Origin of the sequence: Clostridium porci (assembly GCF_009696375.1) — a bacterium.
Classification (GTDB): Bacteria; Bacillota; Clostridia; order Lachnospirales; family Lachnospiraceae; genus Enterocloster; species Enterocloster porci.
Genome location: NZ_VUMD01000009.1, coordinates 83082 through 99181, shown reverse-complemented (window position 1 = coordinate 99181; position 16100 = coordinate 83082). Strand labels below are relative to the sequence as shown.

Sequence of the window (16100 nt, the reverse complement as noted above, 5' to 3'; positions counted from 1 at the left end):
TGGCTGTGAACAGCAAAGGTGTTAAAGCCGAGATGAAAATATATGGTGGACAAAAATAGTAAAATAGGATAAAATTTAGTCATACTAAATGACTAAATGATTAAATGAAAGAGGGCTACCGCTGCTATAAACGGCAGAGCTCTTTAGGGAGACTGTAATCCGTTTTGTTTTTAATACCTGCATTGAGATGAGGGGGAGCTTGGGAACTGGAAATATCAGTGCCTTTGAAAGAGACAGGCGGCGCTTACAGGAAGCGGAGCACAGGAAAGCTCAGGAGGGGAAAATGACGTTTGAGATTAGAAAAGAGAAGATAATGGAGCTTCTGGCAGAAAACGAGGCGGTGAGCAAAAAACAGCTAGAGGAGGCTCTGGGGGTGTCTCCATCCACGATTCAGCGGGATTTGGCTGCAATGGAAACGGAAGGCTTATTACTCAGGCTATGGGGCGGAGCAAGAAGAATTAAGGATCGATCCATATATAAACGAAAAATTGTAGAAAGCAATATTACAAATCCTATGCGGCGGATTGGAGAACTTGCAGCTAGCAAAATAAACGACGGGGAGCTGATTTTCATTGGAGCCGGTAAGACTACCCTGGCAATGGCAGAGTGTATTACAGAAAGAAATATTACCGTTATTACAAATGGAATTCCGCAGCTTGAGGCGCTGTGGAAAAAGCATATAAATGTTTTTTTGCTATGTGGCTTTTTTAAAGAATATTCCAGATCCGTTGTAGGGAGGCAGACTACAAAGATGCTAGAATCCTACCGGTTTGATAAAGCCTTTATAGGAGTAAAGGGGTTTGATTCCAGCTTCGCTCCTTTATCAGCTGATGAATATGAGTATGATATTAAAAACATTTGTATACAGAACGCCAGGGAGACCTATATTCTGGCAGAGCACAGCAAATTTAACAAAACTGCCATGTACGTTACGCCGTCGGATCTTGCCTGTTATCTGAATATTATTACTGATAGTCCTGTAGAGAATATTGGGCAATTTGTACAAGAAAAACAAGCATATATTTGGAAAAGACAACATAAATAGTCAAATTAAATCATTATATTATTCTTAATTAATGAAAATCAAATGAATATTTAATTGATATTGAGTAAATATGATTAAAATGGTATAATAGAGTCATCAGAAAACAAGCTTGATGGCTCTATTTTTATCCTATTATGAAAAGGAGCGGGTGGGGGAATAGACAGCCATGAGAAGGAAAAGGGGGAGCTGAAGATGAGGATTATTTTTGATTTTTTGCTAAACGATTTTTTAACAAAACCTGTAATTTTGATAGGCCTTTTAATTTGTGCCGGTTACCTGTTGAAGCGGGAGAGCGCCGCAAGAACAATCGTCGGAACCATCAGCGCTATGGTTGGTATTGAGATGGTAATATTTGGGGGGAATCAATTTAGCAGTACCTTTAAGCCCATTGTATCAGCAGTAAGTAAGGCAACTGGAATTCAGGGTTATATTATGGATTCTTACGCAATGAAAGCTACGAGTCAGGAAGCGCTGGGCGATTTGTTTGGCCTTATGGGATATTCCTTTCTCATTGCCTTTGGGGTGAATTTATTGATGGTATATTTTGGAAAATATACAAAGGCAAAAGGGGTGTTTCTTACAGGCAATGCTGGAACTGCCCACGCGCAGTCCGTACTCTGGCTGGTCATTGCCAACCTTGCTGTAAATAATACGCTGGCAGTAATCATTACTGGTATTTTGGTAGGGGTTTACTGGTCCTATTCAACTACTCTGGCTGTGGGTATCTGCGATGAGGTAACAGGAGGGGCTGGATTCACGGTAGGCCATAATCAACAGGTTGGACTCTGGTTCTTTGGAAAAATCTCGCATTTGTTTGGAAAAAAGGAGCAGGATGCAGAGAATCTGAAGCTTCCGGGATGGCTGTCTATTTTCAACAACAATGTGGTTGCGACCTGTGTAATTATGTGGATTTTTGTAGGCGGCTTTATGATGCCCCTTGGAATTTCAGGAATTGAGGAGCTGGCTGGAGGCAGCAGCTGGATCGTTTATATGCTTGAAGTAGGAATTACATTTTCGATGGATATGGTAATCCTGCTGACTGGTGTAAGAATGATGTGCGCCGAATTGACAGAATCCTTTAAGGGAATCCAGGAAAAGGTAGTGCCGAATGCAGTTCCGGCGATTGATGTTGCGGCATTGCTTCCGTTTTCACCAAATGCAGCGACCTTGGGATTCATATTCTGCACAGTTGGTACGGTAATCAGCATTGGTATTCTGATTTTAGTGAAAAGCCCTATCATGGTTTTGCCAGGATTTGTACCCTTATTTTTCTCTGGCGGACCAGTGGGAGTAGTAGCTAATAAAAAAGGTGGAATCAAGGCGATCATTACATGCTGTATACTGCTTGGAGTCATACAGACATTTGGGTCCATATGGGCAATTCATCTGATGCAGTATCCTCAGGGCGTAGGCTGGTCCGGCATGTTTGATTTCAGCACAGTATGGCCGGCGATTACTCAGATTATGAATTGGATTGGCAAGCTTTTACCATGATGTGGTGTGAACCGCTTTCATTATTATTTGTGACGCTGACTGAGAAGCGAAGGAGTGGAGAAGGTTATGAAGGATAAGGTGAATGTTCTATTTATGTGCGGCTATGGTTTGGGCAGCAGCGCAGTAGCGGAGATGTTGGTAAAAAAAGGCCTGGCAGCCGAGGGAATCAACGCAGATGTAAAGCATACAGCGGTAGGCGAGCTGAACTCTTTGATGGATTGGGCTGATGTAGTGGCTATTTCTAAAAAGCTGTCAGAGGGATTGCGGTTTAAAGAGGATACGCACATGGTTGAAGTTGTCAATATTATGGATGGAGCCGGAATTGCAAAGCAGATAGGCAAGATTGTAGATGCACATTATCCCTATGCTAGAAAAGAGGTTTTATGAGAGCGATCATTGTATTTTACGATAGCTTGAATCGCCGTTACCTTCCGCCTTATAATCCAGCTTGTGGAACCATTGCGCCTAATTTTACAAGGCTTGCCAGAAGGACGGCTGTTTTTCAAAATAGCTTCGTAGGGAGCATGCCCTGTATACCTGCAAGGAGAGAGCTTCATACAGGAAGATATAATTTTCTTCATAGAGAATGGGGGCCTTTGGAACCCTTTGATGATTCAATGCCTGAGCTTTTAAAGAACCAGGGTATTTACACACATCTGATTAGCGATCATCTGCATTATTGGGAAGACGGAGGAGCTGATTATCACACTCGCTATTCCTCCTGGGAAGCAGTTAGAGGGCAGGAGGGGGATCACTGGAAGGGACAGGTAGACAGCCCTCACATCCCCCCGGTGGTTAAAGTGCCCCAGAAGCAGACGGGGGGAGGGGAGTCCGGGCTTTGGAGGTATGATTGGGTCAATCGGCAGTATATTGTGGAAGAACGGGATTTCCCTCAGACCAAATGCTTTGACCGTGGCTGTGAGTTTATTGAACATAACAAGAATTCAGATCATTGGCTGCTGCATCTGGAGACATTTGATCCACATGAGCCGTTTTATGCGCCAAAGGAATACAAAGCTCTCTATCCTGAGCACTATCAAGGAGCCCATTTTGACTGGCCCCGGGGGGCTGTGGAGGAAAGTGAAGAAGCAATCGCACATTGCCGCTGCCAATATCAGGCAGTTGTATCTATGTGTGATCACAATCTGGGTAGAATATTAGATTTAATGGATCGGTATGATATGTGGAAGGATACTATGCTGATTGTGGGGACGGATCATGGGTTTTTGTTGGCAGAGCACCAGTATTGGGGTAAGAATCAGATGCCTTATTACAATGAAATAGCGAATACGCCTCTGTTTATCTGGGACCCGCGTTCTAGGATCAAGGGCGAGAAACGTCAGGCTTTGGTACAGATGATTGATTGGGCGCCTACCCTGCTGAGCTATTTTGGAAAGAAGGTTCCAGGCGGCATGCAGGGGCATGATTTGGCAGATACCATACGCAGTGACAAAAGGGTAAGGGATTATGCAATATTCGGAGTATTCAGCGGTCATGTCAATATCACAGATGGAAGCTATGTATATATGCGGGCGCCTCTGCCAAAGAAGGCAAATGATATATACAATTATACACTTATGCCCCTGCATATGAATCAACGCTTCACAGTAGGTGAATTGCGTACGGCTCAGTTGACAGAACCCTTCTCTTTTACAAAGGGCTGCAGGCTGTTAAAGATAAAAGCAAAGGATAAATTTAAAGTAGGTAGGTTTGGTACCTTGCTTTTTGATATCAGGACAGACCCAGAAGAACGATATCCGGTGAAGGATTCAGAGACAGAAAAACGAATGTGTAAGGCAATGATAGAGGAGATGCGAAAAAATGACAGCCCGAAGGAACAATTTGAACGTTTGGGATTGCACAAAGAGGAGGATGGACAGTGAGGTCAATCATAGAAACAAGAAATATCCGTCTTAAGGCCTCTGCAAAAGACTGGGAAGAAGCAATGCGGCTGTCAGGACAGCTTTTAGTAGACAGCGGATATATAGAAGAAGCTTATATAGAAATGACGATCAACACGGTTAAGGAAATGGGGCCTTATATTGTGATTGGACCAGGCCTGGCTTTATCACATTCCAGACCGGATGCCAGCGTAAAAAGGACAGGAATCAGCTTGCTGACGCTGGATCAGGGCGTCGATTTTGGAAGCGAATTAGGGCCGGTATGGGTTGTTATAACTCTGGCAGCCCAGGATAACAATTCCCACATTGATGAGCTTCAGGCAATTGCAGGACTGTGCAGCGATGAGATAAATATAAAAAAAATCTGTGAGGCTAAGGATGTGGAAAAGGTAGCGAAGATGTTTAACGCCTTTCAAGAGAGCGGAAAGGCGTGTTAGGATGGTTGCTTGGAAAGAAGTTAGAGGTATTGAATCCGGTATCTTTTTACTTTGCAGGTTCTTGAAAGATGGGCCAATCTGGCGGATGGTAGGTAAAGATGAAAAAACAGATGAGCATCAGGAAAACAGCTATGGAGGTTATAGGGCTTAGCTTGCCAAGGAGGCAGTTGGAGGAAAAAAACCGGAAAAACCCAAAAGCCAGGAGGACGGACAGGATAAAATCCGCAATATCCAGTATGAGATAAGACTGTCCCAGCGCTTTTACGTAAGCGTAGTGAATACCGGCTATCAGCCCTGTTCCCAGCAGCAGTCCGGCGTGGAAAGCGGATATGCGGCAGGGATCGGTTTCATGGCGCAGCAGCCAAAGACCTGTCAGGAGCATAGGAAAGAAAAGCAGCTTCATATGCTCCCAAACCGATTCGTTGACAGGGGCAATGAGTCCGGCGAAAGGATGTTTGCCGGACCAGTTGTACATAAAGTGCATAAGCGTTCCAAGAACAATAACAAAAAGAATTTCCGGGAGATACATAGGCATAGGTTCCTCCTTCTATACACTATACGATACGTAAAGAAGCTGCTAGATAGAACGGAAATCTTGCCTGTAGTCAACGATTTCATCAAAGCATGATCGGTGTTTCAAAATACTGCGTTCATTTCCTACTGTAACAACAGGCCCTTTCTCCAGAATGGCCTGGATCATACGGGCAGCCTCCTGCTGATCCTCCAGGCGGGCATGGCGAATGTCCTCAATCATGAGGTTAATGCTCTTTGTATCAATTCCTGCCAGATCCCTGAGCATAAACCGCATGCGGCTGCCCAGGGCTTTCGCTGGCAGAAGGGCCTGGGCGTAAGCGTTTAAAATGTAGCCGTCCAGCTCCCTCTGGGTCAGGGGGAGACTTGCAATAGCGGCTCCGGCCTTAGAGAAGATATTTAAGGTAGATTTTACATCTGGATCGGCAGAGCTCCACAGGGAGAAATAACCGGCAGGAATATAGAAATCTGCCCCGCTGTCGTAGGCTCCGCCCTGGTAACGGATGGAGGGCTTTAAATACTTATCTGCGCAGGCTAGCAGAAAGGGAAGGTATCGGCCCTTAAACTGGCTGTTTTTACGAAAATCTCCCAACATTCTGGTCTCCTGGGAGGCAGCCTCCACACATACTGCCATCCTCTGTCTTTGGGGAGGAAAGGAGTAGGGGAGAAAGGATCTGCGGGGGGCAGCCTTTAGCTGTCCCAGTCTGGAAATGGCCTGCGTTTGGATGGCAGCCAGGACCTCTTCTGAGGCTGCGGCCATAAATATCAAAGGAGAACCGCACAGAATCGAGCGGGAGAGCTCCCTCAGCTTTTCTGAAACGCTCCTTCCAAAATCTGGATCATTCTTCATTCGTTTTAATATGTTTTTCAGAAAATAAAAAATTTCCTGACTGTTTAATTGATTGCGGAATCTGGATTCCCGGCGGATGTAGCCTTCTGCCAGACTAAAGGCCAGGGCGGAGGCATTGTCTGTTCTGGACAGATCATAATCTGGCAGGTATTTTTCCAGAACCTGGATAATCGTAGGTATGTCACTATAATCACTGCCTCCCATTACCTCCAGAAGAAAGTTTAGTCCTTGAGAAAAATCTTCTGTCAGCCCATACCAGGACACAGACATCTGGGGATAGCTGTAGAGGCCCGCCTCAGGCTCTGGATAGAATTCGTCAAAGGTACATTCGTGAAGATACTCCTGCTCCAGCGTTTTCTGCTGTTCTACAGTATATCTGAGGGTTTTCAGCTCGGTCAGAAGCAGCTGGTACAGGGACAGGTAGGCCAGATCCCCCTGTGAAATGGGGCTTAAGTTAAAGCAAAGCTGATAGCTTCCCACTCCGGTAACAGGAGCAGGGGCGGTGTAGCAGGTGATGGAGCCGGCTTCTGTTTTTGCAAAGGCGGCCGGAGGGGGAGGAAGGGGGAGGGACTCTGGCTCTATGAGAAAGTTCATGCAGCCCCAGTCTCTGGCATTCCATTGCCGGAATGAGCGGGTTTCCTCTACCAGCCTGGTTCGCTTGTGTTCGGACAGGGAGGCAAAGGTCTCCGCCAGATAACGCTTCCGTTCATTTTCTAGCTGCTCAGCCAAACCGGGACTGGGTAGTGTGGCTACGAGGGCGCTGGTTTGGGGCTCCAATGCTTTTGCTGCCAGCATTTTGATAATGGATTGGCTTCTGTCCGATGAAAATTTATTAAAAGCGTACTCATAGAGCTGAAAATAGTCTGTTTTCCCTGTGACGCTCCAATACCGGCCGATTTCCTCGGAGATACTGTAGCCTAAGTGGGCCGCCTCCCTGGTAAGAGCATTTGTCAGGCGGTTTTCCTTTAATGTGGCCTGATACAGTCTGTTGGAAACACCGCAGGCTTTTATTTCCTTGAGTCCTTTGCCGATGGAAGCCTTAAACTCCTCCATCTGGCTAGCTTCCCCGTTTCTTAAGCGGAACTTCAGAGCAGGGAGGGGAAGAGCCAGATCCAGATATGCCTCCATTATATTGTTTATACCCTGATTTCTGGCGTATTTATGCCAGGGAGACGCATCATGATCCAGCAGGACGGCAAACAAATCCCAGTAGATCAGCTCTTCCTGCGAGCTGTTTGATAGGTCGATGGCATAATCGATAATTGCAGCCTGTTCTACAGGCGTGCCCTTGTATGCGGGACTCTCCTGGATAAGCGTTCTAAAGCCCGTCTGGGGCTTTTTGTATTTGTATGGAAGCTCTGCCCTTGGGTTAGCCTTCTGTTTTGTGAAGGAAAGGTGCTCTTTATGGAGAAATTCCAGAATCCGGCTAAAGTCCATGGCTCCATAAAGCACTACCAAACAGTTGGAGTATCTGTAATTTCTGTAAAATGCCTCCCTCACCCGATCATAGCTTAGCTGCCTGTAATGCAGGTGGGCTCTTCCTAAAAGATTGGAGGCCTCCATGTGGGGATACAAGGCTTTGGCTGTAAAGCTGTCTGCATTTTCCTGGATATCTGTAAGGTGTCCCCAGTCTTCGCTGAGCACTGTGCCTTGAAGTGTCAGAGGACCCTTGGGAGAATCCAGCTCAAAGCGTATTCCTTCTCTGAGAAAGAAGTTTTTTTCTCTCAAGAACTCCGGAGATTCCATGCAGCTTAAAAATACGTCCATAAGCCTTATAAGTTGCTCCTGGCTTTGCGTGCACAGGGGATAGGAAGTGTGGGTATTGTCAGTTAGGCCATTCATAAAGGTAGAATAGCTTTTGCTGTCCATGTCAAAGAAAATATCCCTGCTGGGATATTTCTGGCAGGAGGAGAGGATCAAATGTTCCAGCACATGGTTAGTATCGGTTTCGTCCTTCTGGGGCGTCCTGTAAATGATATTAAAGCCCAGCTCCTGGTCGTCGTTTTGGATATATAAAAGCCGGGCGCCGCTTCCTTCATGAAAAAATTCTACGGTTTTTGCTCCCAGCATGTGTATCGTTCCCAGCTGTGTCACGGTAAAGCCCCACAGGGTTTCACCCAGGTTTGGCAAAGCTGCCATAGTAGTCCCCCTTTCTTATGCAAATACTCTCTATACTATAGCATTTTTTCCTGATACTTCGCAAGAAGGACTATAAATAAAGATGCCGTTGTACGGCATTTGTACCCCCTTCCTATTTTTTTAAAGAGCAGCGTTGCGTAAAGCTACAGGGATGCCTGGGAGGCTCTCACCTTCAGGAGAAGCCGTTCTGCCTCCAGCAGAGCCAGGGAGATACACAAGGGAATCAGGCAAAGCCAGACGGACTGAATGCCCAAAGGAATGGAGGACAAAATTGCCGATGCCGCTCCCAAATGATAATAAAGGAGAGTGCCTCCATAAATTTTGGCTTTTTCTAAATGCTTTTGATCTTTATCATAATAGTATTCACAGAGGGAAGCTATAAATTGCCTCAGATTATTAGTGGAAAAGATAGTGGAACATACATATCCCCTTACATTTCCGAAGGTACACCATTGCAGAGCCATAATGAAAAACACAGGATAAAGGGCTTCCATGGGATTCATGCTTTCAGGAAAAAAACCCAGAGCCGCCACCACTATAAGCTCCAGAACGATACAGCCCAGACGGAGATTTATCTTATAATATCTGGGAAGAAGGACGGAAGCCATGATAGCCAGAATAAACAGGAAAAGGGCCGCCAGACGAAGGAGAATGGACTCCCAGTTTCCCCCCAGCAAATCGATTACGGAATGGATCAGATTAGAAGTTTGCGCGGAGCCGAAAATTTCACTCCGGTTGATAAGAGCGTAGGCGCCCATAAAGCCTCCGGTAAGGGACAGGCTGTAATGGAGATATAGCTCCAGTCTTTCTTTTTCGTTCAATATAGATTCCTCCCAACGACTATTTTATAAAAATGAATATACCATATCCTCCGCCTATGAAATCCCTCTAGGGCACATGGTTTGGTGTTTTGCCTCGCTTTCCCATGTCACCGAACCAGAGCGGTATGTTATATGGGCATATTATACCATATTGATTTATTATGATATAATACATATAATATATATATTATAATACTAAAAAGGTATGGTGATTGAGCATGAATATAAAAGATCTTCGGTATTTTCTGGCAGTGGCGGAGGAAGGTACCATAACCAGGGCTGCTGCCCGCCTCTGTATGGCTCAGCCGCCCTTAAGCAGGCAGATACAGCAGCTGGAAGAGGAGCTTGGGACTTCTCTTTTTGTCCGGGGGAAGCGGCGGATACAGCTGACAGAGGAGGGGATTTTCCTAAAGCAGCAGGCGGAGGAAATACTGTCCCTTGTGGAAAAGACGGAAAACCAGCTGCTGCGGATTAAAAGCTCCGACAGGGGAATCATCTCCATAGGAGTGACAGAGACCTGCGGGGCCAGCACCCTTGCAGGCTTTATAAAGGGCTTCCATAAAAAATATCCCAATATTCAATTCAATATCTGGTGCGGTAACGGAGACGAGGTCAGTGAAAAGCTGGAAAAGGGATTGGTAGACATAGGACTTGTAAGAGATCCCTTCAATACGGAGAAATATGAGATCGCTGAGATAAAAACAGAATTCTGGGCTGCCCTCCTAAGCAGCAGCCATCCTCTGGCAAGGAGAGAGGGAGATACCATTGAGCTGTCAGAGATTGCGGGGGAGTCGCTGATGATTCCGGCCAGACCGCCTATCCAGAGAGAGATCGGCAGCTGGTTTGGACAGATTGCCAAAAAGAGTAATATCCTCTGCACATATAATACCCTGTCCTGCGTTGTTCCTTTGGTAGAACAGAATACGGCTCTGGCTATATGTCCGGAAGGAGCCAGATATTTTACAGACAGGCAGAGGCTGGTTTACAAGCGGATCATAAAGCCGGAGCATTTCTCCAGACTTTTGCTGGTGCGCCGCCGGCACCGCCTGATGCCGGCAGCTACCGCCTGCTTCTGGGACTTTTCCCTGGATTATATCCGTCTTGGCGGCGGCGCGGGGCCGGAGCCTTTGTCAATGCCCCCTCAGCTGCTGTTTTAAACCAGAGCTCCTGTACAGACGGAAAAAGGCCCCAGGCAATAAGCATTTACTATGTTCAGGCCAGGAAGCAGTTATAAACAATTCATTAATAACCGGCCGGGGCATTGATTTCTTGGACAAAGTAGTTTATAGTGTTTTTCAGTGAGATTTCAGTATATAAGCAGGGAAGCTAGAGGAAGGGAAGTAGAATCGATGAAACAATTAAGAGAGAAATTTAGGAGCTTTATGATAGGAAGGTATGGCATGGATCAGCTTGGTCAGTCTATGGCTTGGGCGGTTTTGCTCCTGCTGCTTTTGAATGTGATGATTAGGGGGCGGCTTCCCTCTCTTTTGCTGGAGGCGTTTGCTTTTATAGGCCTTATAACCGTATATCTGCGTATGTTTTCCAAAAATATCAGCAGGCGGTATCAGGAAAACCAGATTTTTTTGAGATACAGGTTTTATGTAACGGAGTACTGGAAAAAGATGAGATTCCGTTTGACAGAGGGCCGGAAATACCGTATTTTTAAATGCCCGGGCTGTAAGCAGAGGGTGCGTATTCCCAGAGGCCACGGAAGGGTGAGTATCCATTGTCCCAAATGCGGAACAGATTTTATCCGGAAAAGCGGATGAGGTAAATGATATGTGATTTTGCGGGATCGAACCAGGCGCTCATAAAGAGGGGGCGCCCCGCAAGTCATTGCATGGCTGTTGGGACGCCCTCATACAGAGTCTTAAATGGCCTTGGGACTGTCTAAGCTAATACATAGTTAATTCACACTCATTACCAGTATTTCCCTGTTATCGGGGGTAACTGCATAGATTCTTAGCTTTTTATATGACATAACCTTGTCCCCTCCTGTATAGTAACCTCTAAGGTTTACATAATTGGTTTTAGGTTGATTTGTATCTCCCATATAGTTACGCAGCTCCTTATCCTTAGTTCCAATATCCTTGAAGCCTGTGTTTTGTAAGGTAGCCTCTACTCTGTATTTCTGAATATAATCAAGGGCTTCCTTGTTGGTTTGTGTTGGTTCAAAATACATACCGTCTATATATGCGTTTCCGGTACTCATATCAAGATTTATATCTGCATAATATGTCTTATGGGCTTCCACAATTTCCTGGTCACTTGGAACTTTAACCTCAGGTTCTTTCAGGATTTCAGGTATACTGTTTAATTCTGTAATGGATAGGTTATCCAAAAAGACGGAGCTGCCGGTTAAGGTAATTTCTACATTGGGAGCGTTTGCTTCCGTTGTTTCAAATTCGCAGCTGAATTTGGTGTAGCCGTTGCCTGGGGTTACAGTAACTGTTTTCTGTTCCTTGGCCTTGATGCTTAAGGTAATCGGATTAGCAGCTGAAGGGGCTTTTGCATATCCGCTAAAAACATAGCGTTTATAAGGGCGTAATTGAGTCATAGGGATTGTAAGCTTTGTCTCGCCGTTTAACTTATTTGCCGCGCCTTGTAAACCATCCTGATTAGCAGTATCAGTATTGCTCCAGGATCCAGGAAACGTATTATATCCGTCAAAATTAGTAAAGAATGAAGGTGTCTTTATTAGGATATTCATTCCTCTTTCAAGCCTGACATTATATATCTTCTTATCATCTAAGGTTTTTAAGCGCTCCTTGATGAGGTTAGCTGTATGATTATCAAAGATAAGCTCAACACAGCTCTCATCAATGGGAATACCATTAAAATATAATAAGCCGTTATTTTTTGTAGCACCGAAGGCCTTTTCAACCGCTTCTCCGATTGTAAGCTCAGGTGTTTTGTCTTCTGGATTATTTGAATCCTTGGCCGCAACACGTCTTTCTAGGGTTTCCTTTCCTGTGTCCAGTATGAGAGATGCAGATAGGCTGTTAATCTGGCTTATGTAGTTAGACCAGCTGTTACCCGCGGTAACTATTTGTCCCTGGCTGTTTTTAGTCCCATAATTTCCAGTTACCTGTGTGGTTTCTAATTTGATTTGCTTTCCTGCATCTAATTTTTTAAGCTGGTCGTAATTGATGGGAATTAACCTGGCGCTAAATTGATCCATCGTGTTAAGCGCTAAAGGAGATAAGCCTGCTTTTGGATAGGTCTCGTTTGGAGACAGGTTATTACCAATTTGATTATCCTGCGCCCGGATGGTTGCTAGGGTTTCTCCATCTAATACTAAATTAGTGGTTGGCGTGACTTTATACATAGGAGCAGTACCTGTGTTATAATATCTGACATTTGCGTTGATATATGCAGATTCCCCTTTATTGATGCCCAGGCCGGTATTCCAGGATTCTCCGTTGCTGTTTTGAACAGCGGTTGAATTCTCTGTAGTGTGAGAAAAGCTTGTGGTAACGCTGCCGGTAAAGCCATTTTGATATCCGGCGCTAACCGATACTCCAACTACATTTGTATCAGACTTGCTGTTTGTAGTGGCTCTGGAAACTGTTTTGCCCTGATCAATGGAAGCATGCTCGTTCGTTGATAAAATCAACCGCTCCATGCCAACGCCAACAACTGGAAATGCCGCAACTAATGGGTCTTTTGCTTCTGCCCGGATGGCCTTATCGAACGTGCCGGAAGCCTTTTCATAATCGGTATAGGGATCGCCGGCCGTATTTGCTGACAAATAATTTGACACATACTTTTTATATCCCTGTGCTGCCAGGCTGTCTTCCCACTTTACTGCGATTAAATCCTTGATGGTATAGCCATTTTGTTCATAAGCATCCGGGATATTGTCATTATCCGTATCTAAATCTTCATCCTCCCAGCCTGAGTTGACGGATCTGGCTGTTCTCAGCTTCCGGTCAAAAAAATTATTATTAGGTATAAATGGATCGTTCTCATCTATGTTCGAATAATCCCTAAGAAACAGGTTTTCCTCAGGTATTACGGCCTTATTGCCATTTAATTCCCAATAAAGGGCAGGGGCTGAGAGCGTTTCGATGGAGCTTAAACCGCTGTCTTTTATTTCAATTCGGATCGTATATTCCTGACCCTTTCTCATATTGACCGTAAGCTCTTTGGCAATATCGCCTGAATTATTTATTTGCATTAAAGCGTCCTCTTTATCCGTCGATAGGGTATATTCACCATCTTCAGAAGGAATAATTCTGCCTGTCCAGCGAATGGATTTTATGCGATCCTTTGTTATAAACGCTTGCGCCTCCTTTTGATCAAATTCAGAACCTCCGTTTCTCATTGGGGCCATTAGTTCAAGATCCTTAAAGTGTTCATCAGAGAAAAAGTAGGCCATTAGTCCGCTGCTGGGAAGTGGGGCTTCCCTTGCTGCTTCTGTTCTGGGGATATTGGGGTCAGTGTAATTGGGGGTAACCGTTTGCGCATATGCAGGCCATGCGAATGCCTGGCTGGCTATTGCTGCAAGTGTTATAAAGTTTAAGGCCTTTTTATTCGTCATCTTTCTTTTCATTGCTTGTCTCCTTTCAAATATCGTTAATAGGCTGCGTAAAATCAGGATTGTATTATGGCTAAACCGAATCTATTTCTATAAAAAAGCACATATATCTCAATCAGTGAGTTTCGCAATTACCTGTAAATGTTAAATCTGAAAATCTTACGGTATCAATGTTGCATCCACGATTAATTTTGTGGTGGCTCCATCTTTAAAGGTATCAATTTTGTTAATCTTAAAGCTGCTCCCATGATTTAAGAGTACTTCATATTCACCTCCGTAGCCGGGCAAGGCTGATACATAGGCTCCGGAAGTACCTTTGGGGAGAGCGATGCGCAGCACTATTTTTCTTTTAGCAAATGCGCTCATATTAACACTGCTGATACTCGTACTGATAAAGTTTGGATATGACAGTGTTTGTCCTTCCCATTTTTCTTTAAATGCGGCTACATTTGCCTCCTTATTAAAGTCGTATTCAGGAGAAGTAAGGGTTAATCCAAATTCCTGAGGGCCGGATCGTCTATATACAATTAAATTAGACGGAAGGGGCTCGCGCTTCAGCGCATTCTCAAGGTTGGTGATCTTAGCGTCCAGCTCTGCATTCGGATTATTTGCGGGACCATTGGCTATTAAATAGTTATTAATAGCAGTATAGCCTCCACGCATGTAGTCATTTACATCAGCAAGCTCGTTAGCAGTTAAATGATTGCTCCAGTTACTGTAATTTGCTTTTCCCCAAGCGTCACCTTTACTTACATCATCCTTAAAGTCCAGACTGCTTACTACAGAGGCCTCTGCCTTTATATATTGCTTCCCTTCTAATACGACGCGGACAACCTTGTCCACCTTTATGCTGTATCCCTGCTCGATCAGGGTGCTTACACCCTCAGAAGTGGTATAGGGCAGCATACCCGTATTGACAGGTAATTTTAAATGTATAAGCAGGGGAGTTGGCTTTTCGTCCCCTTTACCTGGTTCGTATAAAGAGATATCCTTAAAGCCATCCTGCTTAAATAATTTATCCTGAATCGTATCTTTAAATTCATTAAACTTCTCCAAAGAGATTTCATTTTGAGCGGTTGTTCTTATTTCTTTCTTATATGCAAAGTTCTCAGGGGATTCGAAATAATAAACAAACATAGGTTTATCTATCTTGTTTTTGGATACCGCGTTTTTAAGCTCCTTGTACTCTTTTTCTCTCTCGTTTGCTTCTATTTGATAGTCATAAAAATAGTTTCTTGTCTGAGAGTATTTCGTTAATTCTACGGAATCCTTTTTAAAAGATTCCAATGCTTCTCGTTCAGGCTTTTCAAGGGTTTTTTCGATTCGCTCTGCTTCTTTTCTTTCCCATGCCTCGGCCTTTTCTTTATCCTTCAGGAAATCTTCCGGCCGTTCTGTCATACCTCTGGATATATGGTTGTTAGCTGTTTGACAGGTATAACGATGTAAATCTCGTGCATAGGTGGTATTTGTTAATAAACTAGCCAGAAGCAGATTCAGTATTAACAATCGGGATATACAACGATTCTTAAATGGTTTCATTCCTTTCCTCCATGATTTTAAGAGTGTTTATTTAACCTGAAATCCATGGGGCCTTCTATCCCGTTATGCTTTCTGTTGAAAATCAGAGCTTAATATAAAGCTGACTTTCGCATGCTCAGCCTCCTTTCCAGCTTAATTGATGCTATTTCTTTGCTGCCTGAAATCTGCAAAGGGCCGTAGCCAGGTGATGCTTTGCCAGATTCTATAATCCGATGCCCTCAGGCTGCTGTAAGGTTGTCCGTTACATCTGCTGAAGGCGCCCTCTCCAACGTTCCAAGAGAAATAGCTTTCGATGCCTTAAATGCCAGCTTTTCATGAATAGGACATTCTTCTATCCCAAGGTAAATAGGTAATGTCCATAGGGCTGCTGCCCTTACAAATTGCTCTTGCAGGGATGGCGCTGATTACAGGTAAAGTACATATTGTGTTTTCAGGTTAGCTATGTATGATCAATCATTACTAGCCAGTTGTAAAATTGATAAACCAAGTATATTGCATCATTCTTCTGTAGATTTGGATATAGATATGATTTGGTATATTCGATTATTCTTCTGTAGATTTGAATAAAGATATAATTGTATATTCGATTATTCTTCTGTGGATTTGGATATAGATATGATTTGGTATATTCAATCGATCTTTTGTGAATTCCATAAAGATAAGTATGTTACATATTTCATATGTAAAATTAGATAGGTTCGCCTCTGCTTTTTTGCATATAGAGGATTTTATGCGGTATTTGGCGCAACAGGTTGTCCAATGTGAAGCCCTGCCGCCGGTCTTGGGTTCGATCGTCTGAGCTG

Annotated in this window: 12 protein-coding genes; 7 read left to right on the top strand and 5 right to left on the bottom strand. The window is 44.2% G+C overall.

The features are described 5' to 3' along the window. Positions 1-283: 283 nt before the first annotated feature. From FYJ39_RS11760 to FYJ39_RS11740, 5 genes are all read left to right on the top strand, one after another. Positions 284-1045 carry a DeoR/GlpR family DNA-binding transcription regulator gene (locus tag FYJ39_RS11760; protein WP_195840421.1) on the top strand — a complete coding sequence of 254 codons (762 nt, stop codon included), beginning with the start codon at positions 284-286 and terminating at the stop codon, positions 1043-1045. Positions 1046-1237: 192 nt separating this feature from the next. Next, positions 1238-2539 carry a PTS sugar transporter subunit IIC gene (locus tag FYJ39_RS11755; RefSeq protein ID WP_154472652.1) on the top strand — a complete coding sequence of 434 codons (1302 nt, stop codon included), beginning with the start codon at positions 1238-1240 and terminating at the stop codon, positions 2537-2539. Positions 2540-2605: 66 nt separating this feature from the next. Beyond that, positions 2606-2926 carry a PTS sugar transporter subunit IIB gene (locus FYJ39_RS11750; protein WP_154472651.1) on the top strand — a complete coding sequence of 107 codons (321 nt, stop codon included), beginning with the start codon at positions 2606-2608 and terminating at the stop codon, positions 2924-2926. After that, entirely contained in the window at positions 2923-4422 is a 1500-nt protein-coding gene (locus FYJ39_RS11745) for a sulfatase (RefSeq protein ID WP_154472650.1), read from the top strand. Before FYJ39_RS11750 ends, FYJ39_RS11745 begins: the two co-directional genes overlap by 4 nt. Continuing rightward, positions 4419-4877 carry a PTS sugar transporter subunit IIA gene (locus FYJ39_RS11740; RefSeq protein WP_328597548.1) on the top strand — a complete coding sequence of 153 codons (459 nt, stop codon included), beginning with the start codon at positions 4419-4421 and terminating at the stop codon, positions 4875-4877. The genes FYJ39_RS11745 and FYJ39_RS11740 overlap by 4 nt, the downstream gene beginning before the upstream one ends. A gap of 46 nt (positions 4878-4923) precedes the next feature. Here FYJ39_RS11740 and FYJ39_RS11735 read toward each other — a convergent pair whose 3' ends face one another. The 3 genes from FYJ39_RS11735 to FYJ39_RS11725 form a co-directional block, all read right to left on the bottom strand. Beyond that, the gene (locus tag FYJ39_RS11735; RefSeq protein ID WP_154472649.1) at positions 4924-5412 is read right to left on the bottom strand and encodes a DUF6512 family protein; all 489 of its coding nucleotides are present in this window, start codon (positions 5410-5412) and stop codon (positions 4924-4926) included. Positions 5413-5454: 42 nt separating this feature from the next. After that, a complete protein-coding gene (locus tag FYJ39_RS11730; protein ID WP_154472648.1) occupies positions 5455-8397 on the bottom strand; it encodes an insulinase family protein in 2943 nt (980 codons plus the stop codon). A 143-nt stretch (positions 8398-8540) separates the two neighbouring features. Further along, complete coding sequence (locus FYJ39_RS11725; RefSeq protein ID WP_154472647.1) at positions 8541-9218, bottom strand: YoaK family protein; 678 nt, start codon at positions 9216-9218, stop codon at positions 8541-8543. 218 nt (positions 9219-9436) lie between these two features. Between FYJ39_RS11725 and FYJ39_RS11720 the strand changes: the two genes are divergently transcribed. Both FYJ39_RS11720 and FYJ39_RS11715 read left to right on the top strand, forming a co-directional pair. Beyond that, the gene (locus FYJ39_RS11720) at positions 9437-10375 is read left to right on the top strand and encodes a LysR family transcriptional regulator (protein WP_154472646.1); all 939 of its coding nucleotides are present in this window, start codon (positions 9437-9439) and stop codon (positions 10373-10375) included. Positions 10376-10567: 192 nt separating this feature from the next. After that, complete coding sequence (locus tag FYJ39_RS11715) at positions 10568-10987, top strand: hypothetical protein (protein ID WP_154472645.1); 420 nt, start codon at positions 10568-10570, stop codon at positions 10985-10987. 137 nt (positions 10988-11124) lie between these two features. On the opposite strand, the gene FYJ39_RS11710 is transcribed toward FYJ39_RS11715, so the two are convergent. Continuing rightward, the gene (locus FYJ39_RS11710) at positions 11125-13773 is read right to left on the bottom strand and encodes a binary toxin-like calcium binding domain-containing protein (protein ID WP_154472644.1); all 2649 of its coding nucleotides are present in this window, start codon (positions 13771-13773) and stop codon (positions 11125-11127) included. 144 nt (positions 13774-13917) lie between these two features. Then, on the bottom strand, positions 13918-15297 hold the full coding sequence (locus FYJ39_RS11705; protein WP_154472643.1) for an ADP-ribosyltransferase: 1380 nt from the start codon (positions 15295-15297) through the stop codon (positions 13918-13920). Positions 15298-16100: the final 803 nt, after the last annotated feature.

Excerpts from the sequence above, each read along its gene's own strand:
- FYJ39_RS11745 (WP_154472650.1), top strand. The coding sequence starts at position 2,923 with ATGAGAGCGATCATTGTATTTTACGATAGCTTGAATCGCCGTTACCTT.
- FYJ39_RS11715 (WP_154472645.1), top strand. The coding sequence starts at position 10,568 with ATGAAACAATTAAGAGAGAAATTTAGGAGCTTTATGATAGGAAGGTAT.
- FYJ39_RS11730 (WP_154472648.1), bottom strand. The coding sequence starts at position 8,397 with ATGGCAGCTTTGCCAAACCTGGGTGAAACCCTGTGGGGCTTTACCGTG.
- FYJ39_RS11735 (WP_154472649.1), bottom strand. The coding sequence starts at position 5,412 with ATGCCTATGTATCTCCCGGAAATTCTTTTTGTTATTGTTCTTGGAACG.
- FYJ39_RS11710 (WP_154472644.1), bottom strand. The coding sequence starts at position 13,773 with ATGAAAAGAAAGATGACGAATAAAAAGGCCTTAAACTTTATAACACTT.
- FYJ39_RS11705 (WP_154472643.1), bottom strand. The coding sequence starts at position 15,297 with ATGAAACCATTTAAGAATCGTTGTATATCCCGATTGTTAATACTGAAT.
- FYJ39_RS11720 (WP_154472646.1), top strand. The coding sequence starts at position 9,437 with ATGAATATAAAAGATCTTCGGTATTTTCTGGCAGTGGCGGAGGAAGGT.
- FYJ39_RS11750 (WP_154472651.1), top strand. The coding sequence starts at position 2,606 with ATGAAGGATAAGGTGAATGTTCTATTTATGTGCGGCTATGGTTTGGGC.
- FYJ39_RS11760 (WP_195840421.1), top strand. The coding sequence starts at position 284 with ATGACGTTTGAGATTAGAAAAGAGAAGATAATGGAGCTTCTGGCAGAA.
- FYJ39_RS11755 (WP_154472652.1), top strand. The coding sequence starts at position 1,238 with ATGAGGATTATTTTTGATTTTTTGCTAAACGATTTTTTAACAAAACCT.